This window comes from Algoriphagus sp. AK58 (assembly GCF_014324365.1).
Lineage (GTDB): Bacteria > Bacteroidota > Bacteroidia > Cytophagales > Cyclobacteriaceae > Algoriphagus.
The window spans coordinates 21,061-46,887 of the sequence record NZ_QEIG01000005.1 but is presented as its reverse complement, the minus strand read 5'-3'; the positions used below and the strand labels follow the sequence as shown (position 1 = coordinate 46,887).

General features: G+C 41.7%; 26 protein-coding genes. 13 read left to right on the top strand and 13 right to left on the bottom strand.

The genetic code is table 11. The features are described from left to right. Positions 1 to 470 precede the first annotated feature (470 nt). The 3 genes from DDT91_RS03980 (at position 471) to DDT91_RS03970 (ending at position 5,109) form a co-directional block, all read left to right on the top strand. Positions 471 to 1,616 carry an acyltransferase family protein gene (locus DDT91_RS03980; RefSeq protein WP_187174845.1) on the top strand — a complete coding sequence of 382 codons (1,146 nt, stop codon included), beginning with the start codon at positions 471 to 473 and terminating at the stop codon, positions 1,614 to 1,616. A 78-nt stretch (positions 1,617 to 1,694) separates the two neighbouring features. Then, the gene (locus tag DDT91_RS03975; RefSeq protein WP_187174844.1) at positions 1,695 to 2,687 is read left to right on the top strand and encodes an endonuclease/exonuclease/phosphatase family protein; all 993 of its coding nucleotides are present in this window, start codon (positions 1,695 to 1,697) and stop codon (positions 2,685 to 2,687) included. A 124-nt stretch (positions 2,688 to 2,811) separates the two neighbouring features. Continuing rightward, positions 2,812 to 5,109 (top strand): DPP IV N-terminal domain-containing protein, encoded by a 2,298-nt coding sequence (locus DDT91_RS03970; protein WP_187174843.1) that lies wholly within the window; start codon positions 2,812 to 2,814, stop codon positions 5,107 to 5,109. Positions 5,110 to 5,236: 127 nt separating this feature from the next. On the opposite strand, the gene DDT91_RS03965 is transcribed toward DDT91_RS03970, so the two are convergent. After that, positions 5,237 to 5,833 carry a riboflavin synthase gene (locus DDT91_RS03965; RefSeq protein WP_187174842.1) on the bottom strand — a complete coding sequence of 199 codons (597 nt, stop codon included), beginning with the start codon at positions 5,831 to 5,833 and terminating at the stop codon, positions 5,237 to 5,239. Between the two features lie 109 nt (positions 5,834 to 5,942). Here DDT91_RS03965 and DDT91_RS03960 point away from each other — a divergent pair, with 109 nt between their 5' ends. Next, a complete protein-coding gene (locus tag DDT91_RS03960) occupies positions 5,943 to 6,602 on the top strand; it encodes a protein-L-isoaspartate(D-aspartate) O-methyltransferase (protein WP_187174841.1) in 660 nt (219 codons plus the stop codon). A gap of 105 nt (positions 6,603 to 6,707) precedes the next feature. Beyond that, positions 6,708 to 7,232, top strand: a complete 525-nt coding sequence (locus DDT91_RS03955) for an acyl-CoA thioesterase (protein WP_187174840.1) — start codon at positions 6,708 to 6,710, stop codon at positions 7,230 to 7,232. A 36-nt stretch (positions 7,233 to 7,268) separates the two neighbouring features. Here DDT91_RS03955 and DDT91_RS03950 read toward each other — a convergent pair whose 3' ends face one another. After that, on the bottom strand, positions 7,269 to 8,516 hold the full coding sequence (locus tag DDT91_RS03950; protein ID WP_187174839.1) for an NAD(P)/FAD-dependent oxidoreductase: 1,248 nt from the start codon (positions 8,514 to 8,516) through the stop codon (positions 7,269 to 7,271). Positions 8,517 to 8,706: 190 nt separating this feature from the next. Between DDT91_RS03950 and DDT91_RS03945 the strand changes: the two genes are divergently transcribed. Continuing rightward, entirely contained in the window at positions 8,707 to 9,927 is a 1,221-nt protein-coding gene (locus DDT91_RS03945) for a serine hydrolase (RefSeq protein WP_187174838.1), read from the top strand. A gap of 1 nt (position 9,928) precedes the next feature. On the opposite strand, the gene DDT91_RS03940 is transcribed toward DDT91_RS03945, so the two are convergent. Beyond that, a complete protein-coding gene (locus tag DDT91_RS03940; protein ID WP_187174837.1) occupies positions 9,929 to 10,912 on the bottom strand; it encodes a metallophosphoesterase in 984 nt (327 codons plus the stop codon). Between the two features lie 32 nt (positions 10,913 to 10,944). Beyond that, the gene (locus DDT91_RS03935) at positions 10,945 to 11,451 is read right to left on the bottom strand and encodes a GNAT family N-acetyltransferase (RefSeq protein WP_187174836.1); all 507 of its coding nucleotides are present in this window, start codon (positions 11,449 to 11,451) and stop codon (positions 10,945 to 10,947) included. Between the two features lie 169 nt (positions 11,452 to 11,620). On the opposite strand from DDT91_RS03935, the gene DDT91_RS03930 reads away from it, so the two are divergent. Next, on the top strand, positions 11,621 to 12,526 hold the full coding sequence (locus tag DDT91_RS03930) for a DMT family transporter (protein WP_187174835.1): 906 nt from the start codon (positions 11,621 to 11,623) through the stop codon (positions 12,524 to 12,526). Positions 12,527 to 12,557: 31 nt separating this feature from the next. On the opposite strand, the gene DDT91_RS03925 is transcribed toward DDT91_RS03930, so the two are convergent. Continuing rightward, on the bottom strand, positions 12,558 to 12,974 hold the full coding sequence (locus DDT91_RS03925) for a response regulator (protein WP_187174834.1): 417 nt from the start codon (positions 12,972 to 12,974) through the stop codon (positions 12,558 to 12,560). 97 nt (positions 12,975 to 13,071) lie between these two features. Beyond that, entirely contained in the window at positions 13,072 to 13,776 is a 705-nt protein-coding gene (locus DDT91_RS03920) for a LytTR family DNA-binding domain-containing protein (RefSeq protein ID WP_187174833.1), read from the bottom strand. Positions 13,777 to 13,987: 211 nt separating this feature from the next. Between DDT91_RS03920 and DDT91_RS03915 the strand changes: the two genes are divergently transcribed. Beyond that, entirely contained in the window at positions 13,988 to 15,085 is a 1,098-nt protein-coding gene (locus DDT91_RS03915; protein WP_187174832.1) for a sensor histidine kinase KdpD, read from the top strand. A 2-nt stretch (positions 15,086 to 15,087) separates the two neighbouring features. Here DDT91_RS03915 and DDT91_RS03910 read toward each other — a convergent pair whose 3' ends face one another. From DDT91_RS03910 to DDT91_RS03895, 4 genes are all read right to left on the bottom strand, one after another. Then, a complete protein-coding gene (locus tag DDT91_RS03910; protein ID WP_187174831.1) occupies positions 15,088 to 15,690 on the bottom strand; it encodes a hypothetical protein in 603 nt (200 codons plus the stop codon). 170 nt (positions 15,691 to 15,860) lie between these two features. Beyond that, positions 15,861 to 17,606, bottom strand: coding sequence for an ABC transporter ATP-binding protein (locus tag DDT91_RS03905; RefSeq protein WP_187174830.1), 1,746 nt, complete (start codon positions 17,604 to 17,606; stop codon positions 15,861 to 15,863). Between the two features lie 193 nt (positions 17,607 to 17,799). Next, positions 17,800 to 18,198, bottom strand: coding sequence for a DUF1573 domain-containing protein (locus DDT91_RS03900; protein ID WP_187174829.1), 399 nt, complete (start codon positions 18,196 to 18,198; stop codon positions 17,800 to 17,802). Positions 18,199 to 18,430: 232 nt separating this feature from the next. Next, a complete protein-coding gene (locus DDT91_RS03895) occupies positions 18,431 to 19,876 on the bottom strand; it encodes an ATP-dependent RecD-like DNA helicase (protein WP_187174828.1) in 1,446 nt (481 codons plus the stop codon). A gap of 16 nt (positions 19,877 to 19,892) precedes the next feature. Here DDT91_RS03895 and DDT91_RS03890 point away from each other — a divergent pair, with 16 nt between their 5' ends. From DDT91_RS03890 to coaD, 4 genes are read left to right on the top strand one after another with little or no spacing between them, the layout of a single operon-like run. Then, a complete protein-coding gene (locus DDT91_RS03890) occupies positions 19,893 to 20,402 on the top strand; it encodes an NUDIX hydrolase (RefSeq protein ID WP_187174827.1) in 510 nt (169 codons plus the stop codon). Between the two features lie 50 nt (positions 20,403 to 20,452). Next, the gene (locus DDT91_RS03885) at positions 20,453 to 21,037 is read left to right on the top strand and encodes a hypothetical protein (RefSeq protein ID WP_187174826.1); all 585 of its coding nucleotides are present in this window, start codon (positions 20,453 to 20,455) and stop codon (positions 21,035 to 21,037) included. A 12-nt stretch (positions 21,038 to 21,049) separates the two neighbouring features. Next, on the top strand, positions 21,050 to 21,868 hold the full coding sequence (locus DDT91_RS03880) for a DUF3822 family protein (RefSeq protein ID WP_187174825.1): 819 nt from the start codon (positions 21,050 to 21,052) through the stop codon (positions 21,866 to 21,868). A gap of 3 nt (positions 21,869 to 21,871) precedes the next feature. Then, a complete protein-coding gene (gene coaD, locus DDT91_RS03875; protein WP_187174824.1) occupies positions 21,872 to 22,327 on the top strand; it encodes a pantetheine-phosphate adenylyltransferase in 456 nt (151 codons plus the stop codon). Here the strand turns inward: coaD and DDT91_RS03870 are convergent. Beyond that, complete coding sequence (locus DDT91_RS03870; RefSeq protein ID WP_187174823.1) at positions 22,315 to 23,001, bottom strand: NUDIX hydrolase; 687 nt, start codon at positions 22,999 to 23,001, stop codon at positions 22,315 to 22,317. The genes coaD and DDT91_RS03870 overlap by 13 nt on opposite strands. A gap of 96 nt (positions 23,002 to 23,097) precedes the next feature. Between DDT91_RS03870 and pyrE the strand changes: the two genes are divergently transcribed. Then, positions 23,098 to 23,742 carry an orotate phosphoribosyltransferase gene (gene pyrE / locus DDT91_RS03865; protein ID WP_187174822.1) on the top strand — a complete coding sequence of 215 codons (645 nt, stop codon included), beginning with the start codon at positions 23,098 to 23,100 and terminating at the stop codon, positions 23,740 to 23,742. Positions 23,743 to 23,768: 26 nt separating this feature from the next. On the opposite strand, the gene DDT91_RS03860 is transcribed toward pyrE, so the two are convergent. Both DDT91_RS03860 and DDT91_RS03855 read right to left on the bottom strand, forming a co-directional pair. Beyond that, positions 23,769 to 24,959: a hypothetical protein gene (locus DDT91_RS03860; protein WP_187174821.1), complete on the bottom strand. Its 1,191-nt coding sequence runs from the start codon at positions 24,957 to 24,959 to the stop codon at positions 23,769 to 23,771. A 1-nt stretch (position 24,960) separates the two neighbouring features. Further along, on the bottom strand, positions 24,961 to 25,791 hold the full coding sequence (locus tag DDT91_RS03855) for a type 1 glutamine amidotransferase (RefSeq protein ID WP_370539288.1): 831 nt from the start codon (positions 25,789 to 25,791) through the stop codon (positions 24,961 to 24,963). Between the last annotated feature and the right edge of the window lie 36 nt (positions 25,792 to 25,827).

Genomic DNA, 25,827 nt, shown 5'->3' with positions numbered 1-25,827 from the left:
ATGTGGGTATATTTCTTTTTTCACAAGAAAAAAAAAGTAAAACAAAGAGAATAAGTGGCGCTTTTTTCATATTACCGATTTTAAATAAGTACAAATCCGCTTTCTTAACAGTAGTTCAAAAAGGTATCGACTTCCCTCAGCCGCCAAGTCAATGGTGACCTTTTCCCCTCTATTTCAAAATATAACCTATCAGGTACCGAGCGCTGTCGAAATTCTGCCAAATACAATCGAATATGGGTAAAGCCCCATAATCCTTAATAAATAATTAAAAATCAAGTATTTGAATTACCCTTAATTTACTATTTGAACAGGTCATTAAACAAGATTTTGTGTGAGTTTTTTTATTATGTCCAAAAATAACTCTTGAAGAAACTTAGTCCTTTTTTATTTCTTAGCCCTCTCACTAGCAATACTCTTGAATTTTGAAGGAAAATTTTATCTTAATGTCGTAAACCACCCTTAATCAGTTTATGTCCATCGACCACCAATCCAAAATCCTCTCCAACCGCTACTTGGCACTGGATGTCTTGCGAGGCATGACCATTGCTTTTATGATTATCGTAAATACTCCCGGAAGCTGGAGTAACCTTTATGGTCCCCTCGCCCATGCAGATTGGCATGGATTCACTCCCACCGATCTGGTATTTCCGACCTTCCTTTTCGTCGTTGGAAATGCCATGAGCTTTGCATTGAAGAAATTGAATGAGATGAAGCCTAGCGACTTTTATAAAAAAGTCTTCAAGCGGGCGGCATTGATATTTCTGATTGGTTGGCTACTCAATTATTTCCCTTTTTTCGATTACAATGAGGCCGGAGAAATAGTAGCTGTCAAACTTTCTGAAGTTCGTCTGCTAGGGGTATTACAGCGCATAGCTTTAGCTTATCTGCTTGCTGCTTTAGTGGTGTACTGGAGCGGAGAGCGAGGTGCTTGGATCGTTAGTATCGCTTCTTTGATCATTTACTGGCCGATCATGTACTTCTTTGGAGATGCGGGAGATCCTTACAGCCTTACTGGCAATGCTCAAATAAAACTCGACCTCGCAATCATAGGAGAAAAGAGAATGTATATGGGAGAAGGGATACCTTTTGATCCAGAAGGAATTCTTAGCACGCTAACCTCGATTGTCAATGTGCTGGCGGGATTTATCGTCGGCAAATTCATCCAGAAAAAAGGAAATACCTTATCCACTGTCCAGTCCCTTTTGATCTCTGGCGTTGTCCTTCTTGCCTTGGCGTATGTTTGGGACTTGGGCTTTCCGATCAACAAGAAAATCTGGACTAGTCCATACGTTCTTCTCACGGTTGGCTGGGATTTGATTTTGCTTGGTGGACTGATTTTCTTGGTCGAAATTCAAAAACTCACGAAATGGACGTATTTCTTCCAGGCCTTTGGCCGAAATCCTTTGATTCTTTATGTCTGTTCAGGAGTGGTAATCACCCTTTTCTCCATCATTCCTGTGGGTGAAACCAGTTTTAAAGGATGGATTTATTCCACGTTTTTCACCAGTTGGCTGGGACCTAAAAATGCCTCCTTTCTATTTGCCATTGCTTACATGCTATTGATTTGGTTGATCGGATTATGGATGGATAAGAAAAAAATCTACGTCAAGGTGTAAAAAATATCCTCCTGATAATAAGGCTTTTGGTGCAAATCGGTAAATTCAATTTACTGTTTTAAACCAAAAGCTTTTTTTATGCAGCTCAAAATCGGAGTTTACAACATTGCCTGGATGAGGGATCTTTTTGAACCTAACGGCAGTCCCAAAACCACAGGGAAAGAAGAGACCAGAAGCAAACAACTGGCAGATATCATCCGGAGCATGAACCCGGATTTTTTGGGAATCGTGGAGGGACCAGACACCCTCGTCAGTGGAGCCAAAACCTCCACTCAGCAACTTGAAGCCTGGACATCCCACTACCTTCCGGATATGACCTTCAAGGCTATCCACGGATATCCTTCTGCCGGTCAACAAGAACTTTGTGCGATCTACAGACCGGATAAAGTCAAAGTCCTATTCACTCCTGAGACCAAGGAAGGAGACCGATTTAATCAACCTTTCTTGATGGACACCACCAACCGGATGATCAAAGAGCAATACCAGCATTATCGTCCACCCTTGGAACTGAGTATTCTTGGACTTGATGACCGTATGCTTACCCGAGTCATTATTGCCCATACCAAATCCAAAGGGATCTTTGATAAGGTAGATTACGCCCGATTTGAGCAGCTTTCCCAACGGGATCGGTTGAGACTTTTTGGAGAATGCATGCACATCCGCGAACGCTGCGACAGCTATCTTGGCAAAGGTCAGCAGGTGATCGTCATGGGAGATATCAATGACGGATTTGAATTGGATTTTTATGAAAATCGATTTTCCAAAAGCGCAGTGGAAATCCTTCTCGGCGACCTTTGGAAACCGGAATGGGTACTTCGTTCGGTATTACCCCGACCAAAACTGAATGCCAACGGCTGGACGCCTTATTCCGGCAGATTCAAAGACCGGATTACCGGAGACCAGTTTACTGTGTTGATTGATCATATTTTGGTCAGCCAGGGTTTAAAAATCATAAAAGGGCAGGTATGGAATCCCTATTTGGAAAAAAACGATCCGGTGATCCAAAGTTTGAAAAATCAGCTGGTTTTGGTCTCTGATCATTACCCCGTGTATACTGAGGTAGAAGCATAAGATCTTCATTTTTTACCATCGAAAATCCTTTTAACCCCCTATCCCCAAATGGGCTGAATCGTTGAAAAAAGGATTCAGCCCTTTTTGTTTTTTCTTAACTTCCTTCGAACCCTGTGAATGATCCATGAAAAAATCCCGAACAACCTTTACCCTGGCCATTTGGGCAGCTATTATTTCAACCTTTGGACTTGTCCATCCCTCTAAAAGTCAAATCACCGAAGCTACTTATCAACGAGCAAGTTATTTTTTGACCAATTCGATTCAAAAAGAAGTCTACCATCTAGAAGTCATACCCATTTGGATGGAAGGAGAACAGCTTTTTGGTCATACTGCGTATACAGAGAAAGGAAAACGATTTTTCATCACCCATGCCCAAACATTTGCTACCAAAGAAGCCTTTGATCCAGAGGCTTTGGCGGGTTTAATCGAAAGTAAAACAGGGGAAAAACTGGATCCAAAGGACCTTCCCATCAACTTTACGGGAGTGAGAAACAGTCATATTGTCGCTTTCAGATGGAGAAACCAGGATTGGACTTGGAATACCAAAGAAAACACGCTGAGCTCCATGCCAATTAATTCCCGAAACGAACTGGAGTCCTTTTCACCTGACCGAAAATGGAAAGCCTACTCCAGAAACTACAACCTCTTCGTCCAAAACCTGGAAACCGGCCAGGAAATCCAATTGAGCAACAAGGGCAGAAAGGGATTGGAATATGCCTCATATTATGGTTGGAGCGACTTGATCGAGGGAGAAAGCGGAGAACGACCGGAGCGATTCATGGTGCAATGGTCACCAGATTCCAAAAAGATCTTCACCCAAATCGTAGATCTGCGAATTGCAGAGAAAATGTACCTTCTCGACTTCAGCAAAGAAGAAAAATTCCGACCTGATCTTCTCTCCTATTATCGGGGATCGCCCGGTGACAGTACTGTGGTGATGTACATTCCGGTTATTTTTGATCTGGAGAAAAAAGAGGAAAAACCGATCCTCGAACTGAGTGCTCCGCACTTTATTGGCATCCAACTTCGATGGTCAGAAACCAGTAAGACACTATCCGGTTTTTATTTTCCAAGAGGTTACAAAGAGTATCATTTGGTAGAGGTGGACGCTGAGACACTCGGCATACGGAAAATATATTCAGAATCCTCACCAACCCATATCAACCGGGACAATATTTTTCGAAACCTGAAAAACGACCTGTTTATTTTAGGCTCAGAAAAATCAGGCTGGAACCAGCTTTACCTGATGGACTGGAAAACCGGAAAAGAAATACGTCAAATCACTTCCGGAGAGTATGTGGTAAATAAACTCACTCATCTGGATGAAGCAAATGGAGTCCTTTATTTTGAGGCCTCAGGTAAAGAGCCCGGCAGGAATCCTTACTTCAATCATCTCTATCGCATCAATTTGGATGGGACAGGAATTCAACTTCTGACCTCTGAGGATGCCTTCCATGAGATTTATGTCAGTCCTAACGGAAAATTTGCAGTGGATAATTTTTCCACAGTCAACCAAGCCACCCAGTCAATTTTACTGGATCTTCAAAGTGGAAAGCAGGTTGCTAAAATTTCAGAAGCTGACATTTCCAACCTGAAGAAGAAAGGATACAAGTTTCCTGTTCCATTTACCGCAACGGCAAAGGATCAAAAAACCGAAATTCATGCCGTTTACTTCCTTCCTACCACTTTCGATAGCAAAAAGAAATACCCTATCATCGACTACACCTACACCGGACCCCATACTTCGACAGTGCCCAAAACCTTCAAAGCGGGGCTCATGGGCCATCAGCAACCCATGGCCGAGTTGGGATTTGTAGTGGTGACCATAGATGGATTGGGTGGTTTTGGGCGATCCAAGGCCTTTGCAGATGTATCCTATTGCAACCTTGGGGATGGCACCACAGACCACGTATTGGCCATTACGCAACTTGCCAGCAAAAATCGATTTTTAGACATTGACCGGGTCGGAATATTTGGTCATTCGGCTGGCGGATACGATGCGGCGAGGGCTATGTTGCTTCATCCTGATTTTTACAAAGTGGGCGTAGCTTCTGCAGGGGATCATGATTTCCGAATGGAAAAAGCCTGGTGGCCTGAAATGTACATGGGCTATCCTGTCGGCGAATACTACCACGAACAGTCCAACATTACCAATGCATCCAACTTAAAGGGGCATTTACTTCTGGCCCATGGAGGGATCGATGAAAATGTAAATCCATCCGCAACATTTAAGTTTGCCGAAGAGCTGATCAAAGCGGGCAAAGACATTGATCTCTTTATTTGGCCCAGTAGAAGCCACAGTTTCGGAACACCTCCTGGAGATTACTTTACCAAGAAGCGCTGGGATTATTTTATCGAGCATCTCTTAGGTGAAAAACCAATGAGGCACTACACCTTTCCCCTAATTCCAAACCTTCCTTAACCAAAGGGCGGAAGAACCAATGATTGTATTTGCTCATGCGGCCCATTTATGTCCTCCTAAAAAAACCTGATTACCAAGCTACCGAAGAACACGAAAACAAGACAACTCGATAACCAGAGAAAAAATCTCACCCCTGACCATAACCCTTTAGAATTCGCTGGATATACTTTCCTACAATATCGAATTCCAGATTTACCGGATCGCCTACCCGAAGCTGGTGAAAATTGGTATGCTCGTAAGTGTAGGGGATGATGGCAACAGAGAATTTCCCGGGACCTGAATTAAAGCAGGTCAGACTGGTGCCGTTGATGGTAATTGATCCTTTTTCCACAGTTACATTTCCAAGACTAGAATCATATGAAATATCAAAAAGCCAAGACCCATCCTGATCGGAAATATTTTGAACAGTGCCTACCTGATCTACATGACCTTGGACAATATGCCCGTCAAATCGCCCATTAGCAGGCATGCACCGCTCCAAATTCACTTTTTTCCCAACATCCCAACTGGCAAGATTGGTTTTCTTTAATGTCTCATCAATAGCCGTAACCCGATAATGTGCTGGAGTCACCTCAACCACCGTGAGACAAACCCCGTCATGGGCCAAAGATTGGTCAATTTTAAGCTCTGAACAGATAGGAGAGCTCAGGTCAAAATGAACATTGCTGCCTTCTTTGGTGATTTGTTGGATAGTGCCAAACGACTCGATAATACCTGTGAACATGTGTGATTTTTTAAACTTCGATGTATCAACAGAATAAGCAAAAAATGCCTTTCCCGGTTCAAAGTAAGGGAAATATTCATTTATCTTCGAACACCAAACCCCAACCTAAATGCTGAAACTTGAAGATACCTACCTACATAAAGGAAAACGCCGTGCTCTAGTGGCCGAACTGCGAAAAAAAGGTATCCAAAGCGAGCGCGTCTTAGAGGCCATCAATACTCTTCCGAGGCATTTCTTTTTTGACACGGCTTTGATCTCACATGCCTATGAGGACAAAGCCTTTCCTATCGGAGAAGGACAAACAATCTCCCAACCCTACACCGTAGCTTTCCAGACCGAACTTTTGGATGTAAGGCCTGGAGACAAAATCCTTGAAATAGGTACCGGTTCTGGATATCAGGCTTCCATTTTACACCTGTTGGGAGCAGAAGTTTTTACCATTGAATACCAGAAAAAACTTTTCGAACATACTTCAAGATTCCTTCATCGATTAGGAATCCAAATGCACCTTTTTTATGGTGACGGAACAGGCGGGCTTCCTACGAATGCTCCCTATGATAAAATCATCGTTACCGCCGGTGCTCCCGTCATACCCGATGCCCTTATCCAACAATTGAAAGTAGGCGGCATTTTGGTAATTCCCGTAGGAGATCGACAGCGTCAGAGAATGGTCAAAATCACCAAAAAATCATCGAGAGAAACCATCAAGGAGGAGTTTGAAGGCTTTGCCTTTGTCCCCCTTTTGGGAAGAGATGGATGGAGAGTATGAAAAATCATAGGTTTTTGCCAAATTTTCAAAATTTAATTTCACTCTTTCTATCCATAAAGTCCTAAGGAAAAATTTTATTTCTATTTTTGTCCTAAATCAGTTTTTATGGCTAAGCAGAAGTTTGCAAGAGAATCCCAGACCATCATGACCGAGATGGTGCTACCCAACGACACCAACACGCTGAATAACCTTATGGGGGGACGTTTGATGCACTGGATGGACATTGTAGCAGCCATCGCTGCGCAAAAACATTCTAACCGGATCGTTGTCACAGCATCGGCAGACAGCATTTCCTTTAAGCAACCGATTAATTTGGGAAATGTGGTCACCCTTCGTTCCCAGGTGACGAGAGCATTCAATTCCTCCATGGAGGTTTTTATTGAGGTAACAGCCGAGGATATTCCCGCCAGCAAAAAAATCATGACTCATCGGGCATTTTTCACCTTTGTGGCGGTGGATCAAAACGGAAAGCCTATCGAAGTCCCTGAAGTGATTGCCGAAACTGAAGAAGAAAAAGAATTGTATGAAGGAGCCCTTCGAAGACGTCAGCTCCGATTGGTTTTGGCAAAGCGGATGAAACCCGAAGATGCAGTAGAACTGAAATCCATTTTCAATTTGGATGAAAAGTAAAACAAAAATGGAAGGCTCATCACCTTCCTTTTTTTTTTAGTGAGTAGGCATAAACGAATGAATCACCGCCTCAGCTACAATCCTTCCTGAAGTCATGGCGGCATTGATCGAGCCATTAAGCAGGTAATCCCCAGCCAAATATACCTGGTCAAAAATTTTACACTCGGTATGAGGAATACTGTATTTCATGTCGTCTACTTGGGGTAAAGCATACGTGATGGTATAATTTTTTACGGGCTTAAAATATTCGGCCTTTATTCCTGAAATAGACTCCAACTCTGCCTGTACCGCTTTGATCAACTCCTTCTCTGCTAATTCAGATTCCAAAACTGTCACAGATAGAAGGGATCTGCCATTACTTGAATACGCCTTTGAAACATCATCCATAAACACCAGATTATTAATCAGCTGACCATTAGGAAGTAAAGCGATCATTGGTCTGGCAAGGAAAGATTTTTGAGTAGAAAAGTACAAATTGATGACCTTCCTTGGTACAGCAAACTGCCCTTGAAGCTGCTTCATCACTCGGTCAGGCTGCACAGCGACAATGACTCGATCCGCATGAAGCTGATCCCCATTTTCCATGGAGATCACAGTTCCATCCACCGACTTGACCGGAGAGTTGAAATAAATCTGAGTAGAAGCCAATTGTCTTCTGATCATTTCCGGAATCTCTCCCATGCCTTTTTCGGGAACAGAAGCATGTCCTAAGGCAAACATTTTAAACACAAACTCAAACATTCTTGAGCTGGTATTCAGATGCTTTTCCAAGAAAATTCCCCTGAAAAAGGGCTTAAAGAAATTGTTGATGATTTGGTCTGAAAAACCGTATTGCTTTAAGTATTGGTGTGTTGGTATAGAAGGCTCAGAAAATATTTCCTCATTGCTTTTCTTTTTTACCTCCTGGGTGAGAGAAAACATCTTTACCTTATCCAAAAAGGTTCCTACTTTGGAAAAAGCCATTCCTACAACCTTGAGAGGATTTCTCAACGGGTCCGTGATGACATAAGAGTCTTTTCCGTCAAAAATCACCGCACCGGGATCAAAAGTTTTGAGGTGCAATCCTTGAAGATCCAAGTATTTTTTGGCCTCAGGATAGGCTGTATTCAACACTTGGAACCCATGATCTAATCTGAATCCATCGACTTCGTCCGTCTTCATTCGCCCCCCTACTCGGTCAGATGCTTCAAGTATGATTGGTGAAAATCCTGCTTTTTCAAGTTCAAGTGCTGCTATAAGGCCCGAAAGCCCTGCACCGATGATATAAATCTTCTTTTCTTTCATTTGCTAAGTCTATCAGGCGAAAATAAAAAAAGGCATATTCTTCCTGCATGATACAAGAAAAAAAGTGGCCGGGTAGCACGTTAACCAATCAGAAACAAAAGAGTTTTGATTTGGATCTTGAAAAAAAGATTTGACGAGTGGTCATTTTTTCAACCTTCATTGTAGTAAAATCGCAGCAAATGCAACCACCATGAAGAAGCTCATTCTGATCACTTTCACCCAGATCCTTCTTATTTCAGGAATTAATGCCCAAACTTATTTTCCGGACAAAAACTCCTGGGCAACCAAGAGTCCTCAGGAATTGGGGATGAATCCTTCCAAGCTTCAGGAGGCGATTCAATTTGCCGAAACTCACGAAAGTAAAGAAAATCCCAATCTTAAATTGGCACATTACGAAAGTGCTTTTGGAAGAGAGCCGTTTGGCTATCCTGTAGGCCCTATGAAAGAACGAGGACCCGCTACGGGAATAATCATTTACAAAGGCTATGTAGTCGGTCAATGGGGAGATCCTACAAGGGTAGATTTGACCTTCAGCGTGGCAAAAAGTTTTCTTTCGACCACTGCCGGACTAGCTGTGGCAGAAGGACTGATTTCGTCGGAAAAGGATTTGGTCTATCCCTACATGGCACCCATCTATCCTTATGATCCATACCGGATGATAATGAATAAAGCGGATCACTTGGACCAAGAAGATGTATTTGAGCTTTTTGACACCGAGCACAACCGGAAAATCACCTGGGAGCACTTGCTCAGACAAACCTCAGATTGGGAAGGAACCCTCTGGGGCAAACCCGATTGGGCAGACCGACCTTCTGAAGGAGTGAGACAAAAACGAACCCGGCCCCAAAATGAGCCCGGAACAGTCTATGAATACAATGATACTCGAGTAAACGTGTTGGCTTTGGCTCTCTTGAATGTGTGGAGAAAACCGCTACCCGTTGTCTTGAAGGAAAAAATTATGGATCCCATCGGAGCAAGTGCCACCTGGAGATGGACCGGTTATGAAAACTCCTACATCAACCTCGATGGACAGATCATCCAATCCGTGAGTGGAGGTTCGCATTGGGGTGGAGGCATGATGCTCTCCGCTTGGGATCAGGCTAGATTTGGCTACCTCACTCTGAGAAATGGAAACTGGAACGGCAAACAATTGATTCCGAAATCCTGGATTGATCTGTCCCGAACTCCAACTGCAGCCAATCCAGGCTACGGTTTCATGAATTACTTCTTAAACAATGACTTGAAAGAAGTCCCAGCGGCTCCCAAAACAGCATTTTTGCACATTGGGGCAGGCACCAACATGATCTATCTGGATCAGGAAAATGACCTCCTGATCGTGGCCAGATGGATTCCAAACGGAGATAAGGCCGAGTTGGTACGGTTGGTTTTAGAGAGCTTGCCCAAGAAATAATTCAAATCTCCCGATCTGAAATCTGAGGCTGAACATGCAGCTTTTGCAGCTCTGGAGAAACAATCGAATATCCCAATTCCAAAGGAGAAGGCCCGACCCACCGGGCCTTTTTTCCTTTAAGGGAAATCGTCTTTTCCACAGGATCGATCGTCAACAACCCAAACAATGCATCCGAATAGGGGCAAGTAAACCGTAAAGAAGGATATTGGGTGTGAATTTCCTCTGGCAAGCTCAAGTGAGCCAACTTTTCTCCTACCCAATAGTATGAGGCAGAATTGAGGTGGAGATAATTTACTCCTCCGACCAAAACATGCTGATCTACATGTGCATGTCCATTAATGGCTAGCAGGATTTTATCCGAAAATTCACTTAGGAGTCTCTGTATTTCCTGGGCATTGTCAATGGTATAAATTCCAGCAATAGGTTGATGGGAAATGATCAGAACTGGCTTATTTGCCTTTTCAAGCTCCTTTCTTAACCAAGCTTGTTGTTTTGGCCCCACATAGGAATGGTATCCTGATTTGTACCTAGGAGAACCTGTATCATTTCCATCGAGAACAAGAATCTGTATCCCTCCTACTTCTACAGAATAATAGTTTCCGGGCATTCCATACCTTTTGACTACTTCCTCGAGGGAAAATCCCTCATCCATATCGTGATTGCCTAAAACATGAAAGGAATGCTGATGAGCCTGATTGAATGATTGGATATATGGGAGATTCTCAGCTTTGGGAATGGCAAAATCCCCCAATTGAAATAAAGCATCTACCTGAAGCTTTTTCATCTCCTCCAAAAACGTATGGAATCGGATTGCTGCATCATGAATAATATCCACATGCAAATCCGTAATCATTCCAATATGGACAGCTTTTTGATTTTTAGAGAAAAGGGAAAGCATTGACTCGGGCAAGGCAAGGGAAAAAACCGTAGCTGAGGCAGCTTTCAGAAAATCCCGTCGGGATGTAGGAGACGAACCTGTCTTCATAGATTAGGATTTTTTTTTGGAAGAAGCTCAAGTTAAAGCTTTTGGTACATGATCAAAGCAGGTACCATACCCAGTTGAGGATGCCGATAAGCTTCGGGGATTTCACCGATTACCCGAAAACCCAACGATTTCCAAAGGTTCACCGCCTTTTCATTGGTCTTGATGACAAAATTGAACTGCATCCCATGGTACCCAAGCCTTTTGGCCTCCTCCAAGGCAAACCTCCCCATGGCTTTCCCGATTCCCCTGCCAGCAGCTTTTTTTGAAACCATAAATCCGGCATTGCAGATATGATTTCCCAAATCAGGCTGATTCGCTTTGATGTAGAAGGTTCCCAGGATTTCCCCACCTACTTCTGCCACATAGGTGTTTTTATCGGAATCAAGCCAATAAGCCATCATGGACTCCTCATCCGTATCCGGATCAAAAACATAAGTCCCTCCCTCTTGGACAATGGGATGAATGATTTGCCACAACTCCTCTTTATCCTGAAAAACCGCCCTTCTAAATTCAGGTACCGGCTTTAAATCCAATTTCATGTTAATTTTAAGTTTTTAAAACAAGTGGGTTCCAAAGACAAAATCTATTTCCTTGGCTTTATACTTCTAACTTTTCAATCACAAAAGAATTCAAAAACCTTCCAATTCGAGCACTTTTTTTTCAAAATGCATTTAAGCCTGAATATCTTCGCTGTCCGTTAGCAATTCCATGCCCCAGCCTACCTCCTACCAAAAAGTTCCCGGATTGATCATGGCACTTTCATCTGCCGTTTTCTGGGGAATATCAGGGACTTGTGCCCAGTATCTGTTTGAATCCAAAGGATTGGATCCTGCTTGGTTAGTGACCTGGAGAATGATTCTGGCAGGCTCTATTTTGGTTGTTTTTTCGATAGTCAGCGAAAAAAAAGTCGCATTTGAGATCTGGAGAAAACCCAAAAACGCCATCCAATTGCTGCTTTTTGGGCTCTTGGGAATGGTTGCTGTCCAATTCACCTACTTCTATAGCATTTCTCTCTCCAATGCTGCTACTGCCACCATTCTTCAGTACATCGGCCCTGTCTTTGTAGTGGCCTATTATGCCTTAAAAAACCGGAAATGGCCAGTTGTTGCAGAATATGCAGCTTTGATTTTGGCTTTATCCGGCACCTTCCTTCTGGTAACGCACGGATCATTGGAGCAGCTGGTGATTTCGGATAAGGCCGTATTCTGGGGGATTTTGTCTGCTTTGGCCTTAGCATTCTACACGATTCAGCCAGTTGGGCTTTTGCGAACCTTCTCACCTGCGGCAGTCACGGGCTGGGGGATGTTGGTAGGAGGCTTGTTTTTCTCTCTATTCACACAGCCTTGGAGTATCTCCGGGCAGTGGGATGAGGGCACATGGATGGCATTTAGCTACATTGTTCTTTTTGGAACGGTCACCGCTTTTTACTTTTTCCTCAGATCAGTGACCATTATTGGGGCGACATTTGCAAGTTTGCTATGCAGTGTCGAACCACTTGCTGCTGCCTTGACAGCTGTTTTTTGGCTCAACGTTTCCTTTACGGGTATGGATTGGATCGGCACAATTCTGATCCTCTTTACGGTAATCTTGCTTACTGTATCCAAAGAGACCTGATCATTAGAATTTATTGGTAAAAAACCTACTTCTAAACATCAATTGTCTCGCAGAATCGGTCGAATACCTTGATAAATTCATCAAACTGCTCTACCTCTACAGGTTTTACAATGTAGCAACTCGCCTGCTCTTGAAAACTTTTCAGAATATCATCCTGGATCGAAGAAGTAGTAAGCATTACGATAGGAATACCATTTGTCTCGGTATTTTCTTTCACTTCTTTCAATACCTCGTGTCCGGTTTTCAACGGTAAATTGATATCCAATAAAACCACATCAGGTTTTGACTTACTTAAAAATTCCCCTCTTGAAAAAAGATAATCTACCCCTTCTTTGCCGTTATTTACCACCTCCAAATCAATCAAAAATTTACTCTCTTGTAAAGCTTCTGAGGTAAGCAATACATCTCCCGGATTATCCTCCACCAACAATACTTTAATTCTCTTCATTTGGGTGATTTATTTAGATTTTTCAAACTTCAAATAGGTATTTAAAGCAAACAAAAATATTTTCCTCCTTTAAATTTTTCTTCGAATTAGGCATTCTTTATTCCACATGCAATTTTTCGATCAATTCTTTGTAAAGACCTCTGCGGATGGGAATAGCTACTTCTCCCAAGTTTATCTTTTTGGCATTGAAAGAGCTCACGTGATTCACATTGATCAAAAATGACTTATGGACTCGTAAGAACTGTTCTTCAGGAAGTTTGTCTTCAAAGCTTTTCAAAATATCTCTAACTAAATAGGACTTAACTTTTGAAAACACCTTGGTGTATAATCCATCCGCCTTGAGATACAAAATCTCATTAAACGGAATCGGAACCAAGAAGCCTTTATCCATAACCTTGAGAGAACCTCTTGACTTCTCCGGTCTCGGTAAACGTTCCTGATATCTTTTCAAACCAAAAAAAACTGCAGTCTTGAGCGAGTCCAAGGTGAATGGTTTGAGCAAATAGCCTTCATGGATATCGGATGAAATCCTTTCAAGAAATTCGGTACCGGAATACGCTGTACTGAACACGATTGGTAAATCGTATTTTTCCCGAATCTTGTAGGCAAGGTCAATTCCATCCACGTCACCTTTGATAAGGATATCCATGAGCACAAGATCTACCAGATTACCCTCCAAAAATTCAAGGGCACTGATCGCATTATCGACGATGCCCGCTACCTGATAATCCAAACCAGATAATATTTCGGCAATATTTGAGGCCAGTTCTTCTTCGTCCTCAACAATTAGAATCTTTTTCATGGAATTAAAATTAAAAGTATTGTTTCAAAAAAGAGATCTTAAAAGATGATTAAACCCAAGAATTTGGCCTAGTTGCATCTATATGTAAATGTACGGTTTCCTCCTTTATTGAAGTAGGATTTCATTCCTCTTAATTTCAGCTTTTGATCTGTTTTATGCGTATTGAAAGATTTCGCATTAAATTGATCTAGAAAGAATAGCTCAGCCTGACATGACTCCTGATTCAATCAACAATTTCACCGAAACTGAACTGCTTCGGTTTTTCCTCGAAATTTCGGACGATATTTTGGTAATCCTCAATGACGAAATGGAGGCTGTTTACCTTTCTCCTGCATTCGAAAAAGTCCTTCAAATCCCCACTTCTGCCAACTTGGGCAAAAAATTCAATCAAGTGCTGGTCAATTTCCCATCACTTCCCTTGATGAAGCCGAATCAGAAAATGGTCATTCCGGTAAACCTGAAGGAAAGCAAAAAAAGCCTGATGCTCGAATTTCAGTTTAAACCTATACAATTCAAAGATAAAGCCGGGAAATTCATTTTCGCCATCGGAAGAGATGTGACCGAACGAGAATTGGTACTTAAGAAATTCAAAGACATAGCATTCAAGGAGAAGGAATTGAATCAGATGAAGTCTAGGTTCGTTTCAATGGCTTCACATGAATTCAAAACGCCTATTGCCACCATTGTAAGCAGTGTGATGATAATGCAGATGCTTTTGGAAAAAGAGTTTTCTGAGGAGATCAGATCCAAATTACTTTCCCATATTGACAAAATAATCAATCAGAGCAACCGACTGACGACCATCATGAGCGATGTGCTTTTGCTGGAAAAAAGCATCCAACAAGACGTAAAACTGAATCTGAAAAAACTCTCCATCAGTAGATTTCTAAGCAATTTGATCCACGAAATCAATGAGGAAAACTTGAATCGAAGGACAGTGAGATTCTTTCAATCCGGAAGCGAAAAGCAAATACTCACCGATGAGTCTATGCTGGTACATATCGTCCGCAACTTGATCCAAAACGCCTTGAATTATTCTCCAGAATCCTCTGATCCCGAGGTACACCTGAATTTCATGGGGAACTTCATAGAGATTATGGTGAAGGATTATGGAATCGGCATCCCAAGAGAAGAGCATGAAAATATTTTTGGATCATTTTACCGCGCAAAAAACGTGGGAAATATAAAGGGTACCGGTTTGGGACTGAATATAGTCCAAGAGCTCACCAAAAAACTGAAAGGAGAAATCTGGTTTAAAAGCAAAGAAGGAATGGGGTCAGAATTCTATGTCTCCTTCCCTATCAAATAGATTTACTTTTTGACGGAGGAATTGGGAACAACATCCTCTTTTATCTCTGCAAATTTTTCAATCACCGAATCTTTGCCTACCCGAATACCCTGCCCGATCCAAGCTCCTTTTTTCACAGTAATTTGTCCTTCCAAAATCGAAAACCCTCCAAAGTTGACTTCTTCTTCCAAGCAGTTGTAATCACCGATCACTGACTCATGGCCAATCGAACATTTTGTTCCGAAAAAATTGAAGCTGCCTACCAATGTTCCAAAATTGATCAGGCTTCCTTCAAGGATAATATTCCCTTTTCCAAAAATACAATCTCTGGAAATCCAGGAACCCGAAGAAAACAAATTGGGAAACTCTAGATTGGAATTTCCTGCCAATTTCCTGACCAAGGCCATTTTCTCATACGCAGATGGAATAGCTAGGACAACAGCCACCTTACTCTGGAGCAAAATATCTTCAGGAATTCCCAAAACTGGAATTCCTGCAACTTTTTTCCCTTTCAAATCGGCATTCTCATCCACGAATCCAACAATACGATGCCTAAGCCCAAACTGAGAATAGTTTTTGACGATGTATTCACCTATTTTATTGGCACCTACTATTATTAAATCCATGATTTATATTTTCAATTAAAAAATAGATTCCGGAAATGAATTAGGGTAATTCCTTGATAACTAAGGATTTTAGCAAACTTTAGAGTCAGGGGTAGCATTTGATCTTTTCTAAATTAAAAGAAATACTCCATAATCATAACAAAATGTTATAAATCATTTTTTTTCTCCTTTTATATTCTCGCTTGATACGTATAAAGCTGATAATATCGTCCTTCTTTTTCGATCAACTCCTCGTGCTTACCCTTTTCCACGATTTTTCCTTGCTCAATTACTAGAATTTGATCTGCTTGTCTTATCGTGCTCAACCGATGGGCAATCACAAAAGTAGTCCTTCCCTTCATCAATTCCTTCAAACTCGCCTGAATAAGGGTCTCTGATTCGGTATCGAGATTGGAGGTAGCCTCATCCAAAATCAAAATCTTCGGATCCGCCAAAATAGCCCTGGCTATGGCAATACGCTGTCGCTGTCCACCAGACAACTTCACTCCTCTCTCACCGATCAATGTATCCAAGCCCTGCTCAAACCGATCTGTAAACTCTTGCACATGAGCCGCTTTAACAGCCTTAAGCAGCTCCTCTTCAGTGGCATTTGGCCTTGGGAATAGGATATTTTCCCGGATCGTGCCTTCAAACAAAAAGTCATCCTGCAAAACTACCCCAAGCTTAGATCTAAATGACTCCAATGTAATCGTCTGAAGATCAATGCCATCCAGAAAAATTGTTCCGGAATCCGGATTGAGAAAAGTGGCTGCGAGACCGGCAATAGTGGTTTTACCCGAACCCGATGTCCCGACCAAAGCAGTGACAGATCCAGCCGGCGCCTCAAAACTAATTCCTTTCACTACCTCTTTTCCTGACTCATAGGCGAAAGAAACCTGTTCAAATTTCATATCGCCTCGGATGGTTTTCAAGTCAACAGTTCTCTTTCGGTCATCTGATTCCAAAGGCATATTCATAATTTCTTCCGTGCGGTCCAGTCCGGCAAAGGCTTCTGTCAACTGACTCCCAATATTGGACATCTGTACAATCGGAGCGATCATAAAACCCAAGTAAAGTGTGAAGGCCAGAAAATCTCCAAAAGTCATCTTGCCTTCCATAATCATATATCCTCCAATCCCCATGATCCCTGCAGAAGCCAATCCAAGTAAAAGTGAGCCAGCTGAAGTCACAAAGCTGGTAGCTGTCAAGCTGGCTTTGACATTCAGAAAAAGCTCTTCCACGCCCTTTTCAAAGGTTTTGATCTCCTGGGCTTCGGCATTGAAGCCTTTGATCACACGGATTCCACCCAAAGTTTCGGTCAATCTCCCTGTCACCTGAGCATTGATTTTTCCTCTTTCCCGAAAAATAGGCCTTATTTTGCCAAAGGCTTTCAGGGAAACCAATCCAAAAATAAGGACTGGAAGAAGCACATAGAGCGTCATCAGTGGACTGATGGAAATAAGCAAGATCAGAGAAATCACGGCAGTCAATATACCTCCGATCATCTGGGCAAAGCCTGTACCCACCAAATTTCTCACACCCTCTACATCCGTCATGATTCGGGAGACCAGTTCTCCGGTTTTCGCATTGTCAAAAAACCGAATGGGCAATTTGATAATGTGCTGCTGTACTTTTGATCTCAACTTAGCGATCAGGTGCTGTGCTTCCACACTTAGAATTTGGGTCAGTGAATAGGAGGTCACAGACTGAATGACAATAGAAACCACCACCGCCAATAGCAGCCATTTCAGCATATTCAAATCATTGCTGGGAATGACATCATCGACCAGATACTTGCTTGCTCCTGGCAAAACCAGGCCTGAAAGTCTGCTTATGATGATCAAAAAAAGCCCCAGAAAGAGATGCTTTCTTCTTGGCCAGATGATGGTGGAAAAAACTTGCCGCATCGTGACGCGACGTTCTTTTGATTTTGGCATAGATTATTGAAGAGTGTAAATGAGAAGCAAGAATAAAATTTCCGGTAATTTCTTCTTTTAAGTATTTGTTTGAAACCAAAAGGATTACCAAAGAAACTACCAACGGAGATTAGGTTGATTTAATTCCTTACCGCCCAAAAGTAAAAAAGCCTGTCATGAGTCGACAGGCTTTTTACCGTTAATTGGATAATTTCTAGTTTGATTTAGGAATCACATTAGAAATCAGGGATACTTTCTCGATAGGCTCGGTAGCATTGGAGTAAATTCTTACTACTGAGTTTTGCTTACCCATTTTTCCTGTAGAGTTGAATGAGACCTTGATCTCAGCAGATTTTCCTGGAGCAACAGGCTCTTTTGGCCAGCTGGGTACAGTACAGCCACAGGTAGCGGCAACGTTGGAAATGACCAGAGGACTTTTGCCGGTATTCGTCAGTACGAAGGTATGCTGCACTGTTTGTCCCTGCACAATGTCTCCAAAATCAACCGAACTTTCTTTGAAGGAGATGACGGCACCTGATCCTGCATCTTGGGCTTGGGCTTGAAAAACCATCACAAATGCGAAGAGACTGAATAGGATTGCTAGCTTTTTCATGTGTTTACCATTTTTATTTAAAGACGTCGTTAATCTCGATTGGAAGGCAGCTTTACTTTTATTGGATAATAGTGATAAGTAAATACTCGCCTGTAAGGTTGAACCAAAGTTCAAATATTCAAAATTTGATTTAATCCAACCAAATAACCGAAAGGGATTTGTTTTAATTCCAAAGCTGAAAAATACATGCCAAATGAGACAACAGCAAAAGTTAAAATGTGTGAAAGCGGTTTTATTCCTCTGTAACCAACCCTTTCACAAAAAATGATGGTGAAAAATTGACCAAATACAATTCATCCGTTGCTCGGGTGACAGCTGTGTATAGCCATCGGACAAACTCCCGGTCCACTTGGTCTTCAGAAAGGTAACCTTGATCCACAAAAACTGCCTTCCACTGTCCACCTTGAGCTTTGTGGCAGGTCAGCGCATAGGCAAATTTGACCTGAAGCGCATTGAGATAAGGATCTTTACGGATCAATTCCATGCGCTCGGTTTTGTTGGCGACATCCGCATAGTCTTCCGCTACCTGATCATAAAGCGTCCGGTATTGTTCTCGAGTCAAAGACGGACTTGAAGAGTAAAGCGTATCCAAAATTACCTTAGCTTCGAAAAAAGGCTCATCGGGATAATCCAGCAACCTCAGTTCCAGCGTAGCAAATCTTAGCCCGTAGAGTTCTTCAAAGCTCCTGATTTTCATCACTTCGGCCATATCGCCATTGGCTAAAAAATTCACTTTATCGGACTCGGCCATATAGGTGTAATTGTTCTTCACGATCATCAATAGATCTCCTGTACTGATTTCATCCTCGAAAAAATGGATAACCCGCCTGATGTAGAGATTGTATTGGACAGCTGCCTTGTTGGATCGGGTGACAATGGTCGTGTTTTCTGTACCAAACTTACTGTAAGCGTACCTCAAGCCATCCTCCAATCGTTCTGAGGTCATTTTAAATATGTCCTTGAATAAGTGTGTTTGAATTTTAATAGTTGGATTTTCTACTTCCAATTCTTTTCTAAGGCCGGTTGCATTAAACAGAATGCCTGACTCCAGTTTTTGACGCATCACTTCAGAAAGCTCAATCTGATCAGGCTCAAGCCTGTAGTGTCTCTGCAGATAGCTACTTTCCAAAGCAGGACTGTAGGTACTTCCTACCGGTGGCAATTGAGCTGTATCGCCTATTAGAAGTAACCTGTTGCCCGAGCCTGAAAAAACAAAGGTGATCAAATCCCAAAGCAGGTTACCTGACATACCTCCGTCATCAGCAAGCATGGAAGATTCATCGACAATAAAAACGGTGTCTTTGTAATAATTTTTCTGAAGAATAAATCCTCCTGCTGAGGCGCCCGGATCACCTTTTGGTTTGTAAATGATTTTATGGATCGTATAGGCGCCTCTACCTGAGTAATTACTCATCACCTTGGCAGCCCTACCTGTAGGGGCAAGCAATAGCGAGCGCATGTCCATTCGGGGAAGTACTTTCACCAAGGCTGATATCAAGGAGGTTTTCCCAGTACCGGCATATCCCTTCAGGATAAAAAGAGGCTTTTCTTCCGGTTTTTTTAAAAGAAAAGTGTCCATTTTTGCAAAAAATCTAGCCTGTCCCTCTGTAGGCCGAAAAGGGAAATATTTTAAAAGTAAGTCAGAGGGCTTTGGAGTTGCCTGCTTAATTTTATCCATGAAACAGCGAATGTAAATGTCAGAAGACAAGATCGGCAAAGAAATCGAGTCAAAATTTGGGCATCAATTACGAACCCGTGTAAATGGGATTCTAATCGAAGAAGATAAAATTCTTATGGTCAAGCACCGAATGGGAAATGGCCGGGTATTATGGTCTACTCCTGGAGGAGGAATGAACTACGGAACCACCGCAATTGAAAATCTCCAACGAGAATTCGAAGAAGAAACAGGTTTGGAAATTGAGGTATTGGAGTTTTTGTTCCTTCACGAATTTCTGGAACCTCCTCTCCATGCTATGGAACATTTTTTCTTGGTAAAAAGGACTGGCGGTATTGCAGTACTGGGAAAAGACCCCGAGCTTTCTGCCGAAAATCAAATCCTGTCTGATATACAGTGGATGTCGATAGAAGATATCCATTCTTTAGAAAAGAAATCCCTTCATCGCGCATTTTGGGGAATTAAATCTCTATCTGAGCTGGGATTGTGTAAAGGATATTTTAATTTTGGAAATATTTCTATAAAATAGCACGTTTTAAAAACCTTCAACCTTAACCAGATTTCTAAATCTTAATCAAAATGAATCTTACAAAAGTTCTCTCATTAGTTTTCTTTGCCGTTGCTGCGTACCTCGGCTACCTGCTTTGGAAAGGTGTAAACGACGTAGTGGAAGAAGAAAAGAAAATTGCCTTGCTAGAAGCAGCTACCATTGAAAAATTAGAAATGCTTCGTGATGCACAATTGGCATACCAAGCGTCCAATGGGAAATATGCGAGCACTTGGGATTCGTTGAAAATGTTCATTGAGAACGGCACGATCTGGATCGTACAAAGAACTGAAACAACCAAACTTCTTGATTACGGAGCAGAGGAAATCAAAGTGACTTATGATACGCTAGGTTCCGTAAATGTGATGGATTCTTTGTTTAACGCTAGAAAATTTCCTGATTTCAACATTGAACTACTTCCTGTTGTACCAGGTTCCGGAGGAAAGCAGTTTGAGTTCTTCGCTGACAAAGTAGAAAAAACTGGAGGTTACATGGTTAACGTTTTTGAAATCCGTGACCCTTCTCCAATAAATCCAAAAAGAAGAGCCAACAATAACGAAAAAGCTTTGAGAGTAGGTTCCAGGACTGATGCTTCTACAGAAGGTAACTGGAAATAATAACCTAAAAACTTGGAAAACAACCTTAAAGTATACAAAAGCGATAAGTTTGATGTGGAAGACACAGCGAGCTTATCGCTTTTTCTTTACCCCAATTCCTTTTTTGTTTTCGCTAAGGATAAAAATCAGGCGAATATCGCAGTCCATCATCACCAGAATTTTAACTGGAATAAAATCGAAGAAGAACTCAGTGCTGATCCTCTTCTGAAAGCAGACGTTCCTGCAAAAATCTTCATCCACGAAGGCTTATTCAGCTTGATACCAGGAGTCTTATTCCAACCGGGAAAGGAGTCTGAATATCTTCAACTTATTGGGGATTTGCCGGAAAACGCTCATTTTTTCAATACCCCTTTGGACAGCAACAACATTCAAATTGTCTCCTACATTTCCTCCAAAATCAAAAAAAGCCTAGAATCAAGATTTTCGGAACTCAGCTTTATTCATGGTGCCAGTTCCTTTCTCTCTTATCTTTTCAAGGAAAGGTTTAACCTTATAGGACAGGAAATCTTGGTAAACTATTTTGGCAAGCACATGTATTTAGCTGCTTTTACAGACCAGGATTTATCGGTTTTCAACAGATTTGAGATCAACACGAAAGAGGACATCCTGAAATACATCCTGATCATGATCGAGACACTAAAATATGACCGAAACCATGTAAGGATAAGTCTTTTTGGGCTCTCCGAAAAAACTGAGATCAACGAAGAATGGGGGAGCCAGTATTTTACTAATTTCAGAATGCTAAAACCGTATGAGAATCAAAACTATTCACATGGTTTCAAGCATTTGAAATCCGAACACATCTTTGAAGCCCATTGGCAATACGACTGATCAATGAAAAAAACAGCGATTTTTCCAGGATCATTTGATCCTTATACCATGGGTCATCATGACATTGTCATGAGGAGTTTGCAACTTTTTGATGAAGTCGTGATTGGAATTGGCTACAACTCCACGAAGAAAAACAGATATTTCGACGTAGAGGTCATGGTGGAAAAAATCAAAAGTGTGTATTCTGAAACTGACCGTGTAAAGGTAGTAGTGTATAATGAACTCACTTCTACCCTTGCCAAAAAACTGGATGCCCAATTTTTGATCCGGGGCTTGAGAAACACGACGGATTTCGAATATGAAAACACGATCAGCCAGATGAACCGTTATCTAAACGGTGAATTGGAAACAGTTTTTTTGATCACTTCCCCACAATTCGCCGCAATCAGCTCTACAGTCATCCGGGAAGTTCATCGCTACGGAGGCGATGTAAGCGAATTTTTACCTTACAAAATCTGAGGTTTTAAGTGATTTAAGAGGTATTGTTTAAAAAGATACCTCATGGACGGATACGAATTGATCAGGGCAGTTTTTGCATCACTTTCGGAAAGCCACCGGATTTCATCTATTCCCTCTTCTTGCTGAGGCTTCATACCCGAATCGTTTACACAATCCATGGCATACCAGTAGGTTTTTTTGAGAATACTCCTTCTGTTTTGAGTATAGGTATGCCAGGTGTTACAGATAGGCGCATTCAACTTCACCTTGACATTACACTCCTCCTCTACCTCTCGTTTCGCACATTCCTCAGGAGTTTCCCCTTTATCAAATTTTCCCTTTGGAAAATCCCATTTACCCAAGCGATAGATCATCAGAATCTTTTCTTTTTTGGAAACAATCCCACCTGCAGCTTTGATGATCAAAAATCGGCTTTTGACAAATTCTTTCAGCGCTTTTTTATCATGAGTCACCAAAGTGACTGAATCCAGTTTCTTCATTTTCCTGGTTCTCATCAAATAGAGCAATCTAATGACAACATCCTGACTGGGTTCATGAAAAATCACATCATCTTCCCATTCTACCTCCTCGGGAAGTTCATCCAGATTTTTATAGCTATGCTCAAATGATTTGGAAGAATCAAGCTCTTCATAGTTGACTATTTCCAAAGGCTTGTCATTCACAAAGATCTTCATGTGACGTCTGTGTAAGAGATGGTGGTTTGGTCAAAAATGCATAAAAAAATCAGCTGGCACAATCTCAAAGCTGGTTAATCCATTAATTTTGGTACCATGGAAATCCTAAACCCAAGCACCGCTGCAGAGGTAGCTCAAAAGCTACTTGAGATTCAAGCCATTAGATTACAGCCCGAAAAACCCTTTACTTGGGCTTCAGGCTGGAAATCCCCCATTTATTGTGATAACAGACTTTCACTTTCCTTTCCTGAAGTCAGAAATCTAATCAAGGAAAATCTGGTAAAAGCTGTCAAGCATTATTTTCCGGAGGTAGAAGCCATCGCCGGGGTGGCTACTGCGGGAATTCCTCAGGGAGCACTTATCGCTAATGAACTTAATCTTCCTTTCGTGTATGTGAGATCCAAACCCAAAGGACACGGAATGGAAAACATGATTGAGGGAAAGGTAGTGCCCGGCCAAAAAGTGGTGGTAGTTGAGGATTTGGTCTCTACGGGAGGAAGCTCGCTTAAAGCTGCACAAGACCTGAAAAATGCGGGTTTTGAGGTATTGGGAATGGTAGCCATCTTCAGCTATGGCTTTGATGTAGCTGACAAAAACTTTTCTGAGGCGGGAGTGAGACTGATTTGCTTAAGTCACTACGACGCCCTTTTACCTCAGGCAGTAACCAGTAAATACATCGATGAGTCCACTTTGAAATCTCTCTCCGAATGGAGAAAAAATCCGGGAGAATGGATGCAATAACACTAAAAGCCGGTTAGCCGGCTTTCTTATTTTTCGAAGAGACCTATCGATCCCCCTACCCAGTCTTTATCCTTATTAAATTTCACACCGATCATCTCACCTCGGGATAGGCGGGCCAGATTTCCGACAATGGTTGGGCTTTCATCTTTTTCCGGCCAAAGGCACAAGATTCTCACCTCCACCTTCACTTTTCCATCCGGGGATTGTACCACCGGAAGGTAGGAAACTTTTTTCTGTAGGATATAAAGATCCTTTTCCTTGACAGATTCTATATCTTCCCTCTTGACATGGAAAATAACACCGGCCCCTGAAAAAGAAAATAGAGGCTTTAGAACATAATTTTCCAAGTCTTCAGGAATAACCTCCAGCTCACTCAACAGTTGAGTGTCAATGAAATAGGGTCCTTTCAGATAAGGAAGGATAAACTTGGAGATTCGGGTATACCAATTGGGATGACCTGCCCATTCTACCTGCAGATGATCTTCAAATGAAAACTGAAGCCTAAGATCTTTTCTCTGATTGAGTTCGTCAAAAATTACCCGATTGTAGATTCGGTGAATCCGAACCTTTTTTCCGTTTTCATTTAAATAGTACAATCGATCCCCCTCTTTGATTACTTCTGTGACGCAGAGAATTTTCAGACCTAAGTCTTTCCTGGCATAATAAAAATCAATTTTGGTATTCTGCTTTTCAGGTTCAATCTCCAATAAAACCACATGTTCCGGAGACCATTTTCCGAATATTACCTCTTTCAAAAGCTGAATATACCGGTTCTCATCTATCCCGTTGGGGTATGGGGTCAATCCGGAAAGAAAAGGATAAAACTTCTGAATCTTTCGGAATAAATTAAACTGAAAATTGAAAATCGAAGGGAATCCCTGTACTTCTATCAACTTGGGAATGATTTTTCCATTTTCCTCGCATACCCCAAAGTCAATAGCCAAAAACTGAGTATGGGAGTCTTCATTGGGAACCGCCGTATTCAGTTCGATAGATCTTTGCGTTAGGTTTTTGAAATCAGGCCTTTTGATAAAATCAATAACCTGATTTGAAGCCTCTAACAGTTGATTTTCAAGCTCTTTTGGAATAAAAAAAGGAGTCTCAGCAATCCGAAAGGTAGGAGCATAGTCAAAATCTGAGGCTATTTCATTAAGGAATCCCTGATACTTTTCCGCCGAAAACTCCTTATTAAACTTTTCCCTAATTGAAGAAATCATATCATTTTAGTGAAGGGGATTGAGAAACTCTGATTTTTCGCAATGCCTGTTCCAAGAAATTAGGAATGAACGTTTCATTAGTCCTGTAAATTTTGTCCTCATCCACCAAGTTTTCAAGCATAGTCCTGTATTTGGCCTTTCCTTTAAGTTCGATGATCTTTTCTCTCACCATGGGTTTTTTCAAATGTTCCAGAAAACTGGTTGGATCCGCTTCAGGGTGAAATTGAGTCCCTAGGATTTCTTCCGAAAATCTGATTGCCATAATTGCCCGTTCGTACTCTACATGAGTCCTAATTTTTTCCAGTGCAATAATTTTGGATCCCAACATTTTAAACTTCCGATGATTGGGCTGCACTACCTGATAATCTCTGGAATCAACTGCCCAAAACGGATTTTCCAGATTTTGAAAAATAGGATCATTTATTCCTTCAGGCGTTTTGTGTACAGTCATAACACCAAAAGATTGGGATTTTCTTTTCGTGATATCGCCTAATCCAAAATGCTTACACGCCATCTGAAAGGAATGGCAAATAAGGAGGAGATGCTTTTTTTGACTGTGATTTTGATTCCAAATCCATACCTGGTCTAAAAAATCAAAGTATTTCAAATCCCAGTTTCCATCTCCTTCCAAGGGGTTGCCGGGGCCTCCTGTAGAAATAAAAATATCAAACTCCCGGATATCGGGGAGATTGCTTTTTTTTCTCACATCAAACTCCCTGAAACTGAACTGATCTGAAAATCTTCCCAAAATATCATGAATACAGCGCATCCCTTGGTTGGGCTCACCGTCATACATATCCAAGATGGCAAGATTAATTTTTTTCCTAGGCACTGTTTTGTCGTTTTGGTCTTCCAGCCAAAGGTAAGC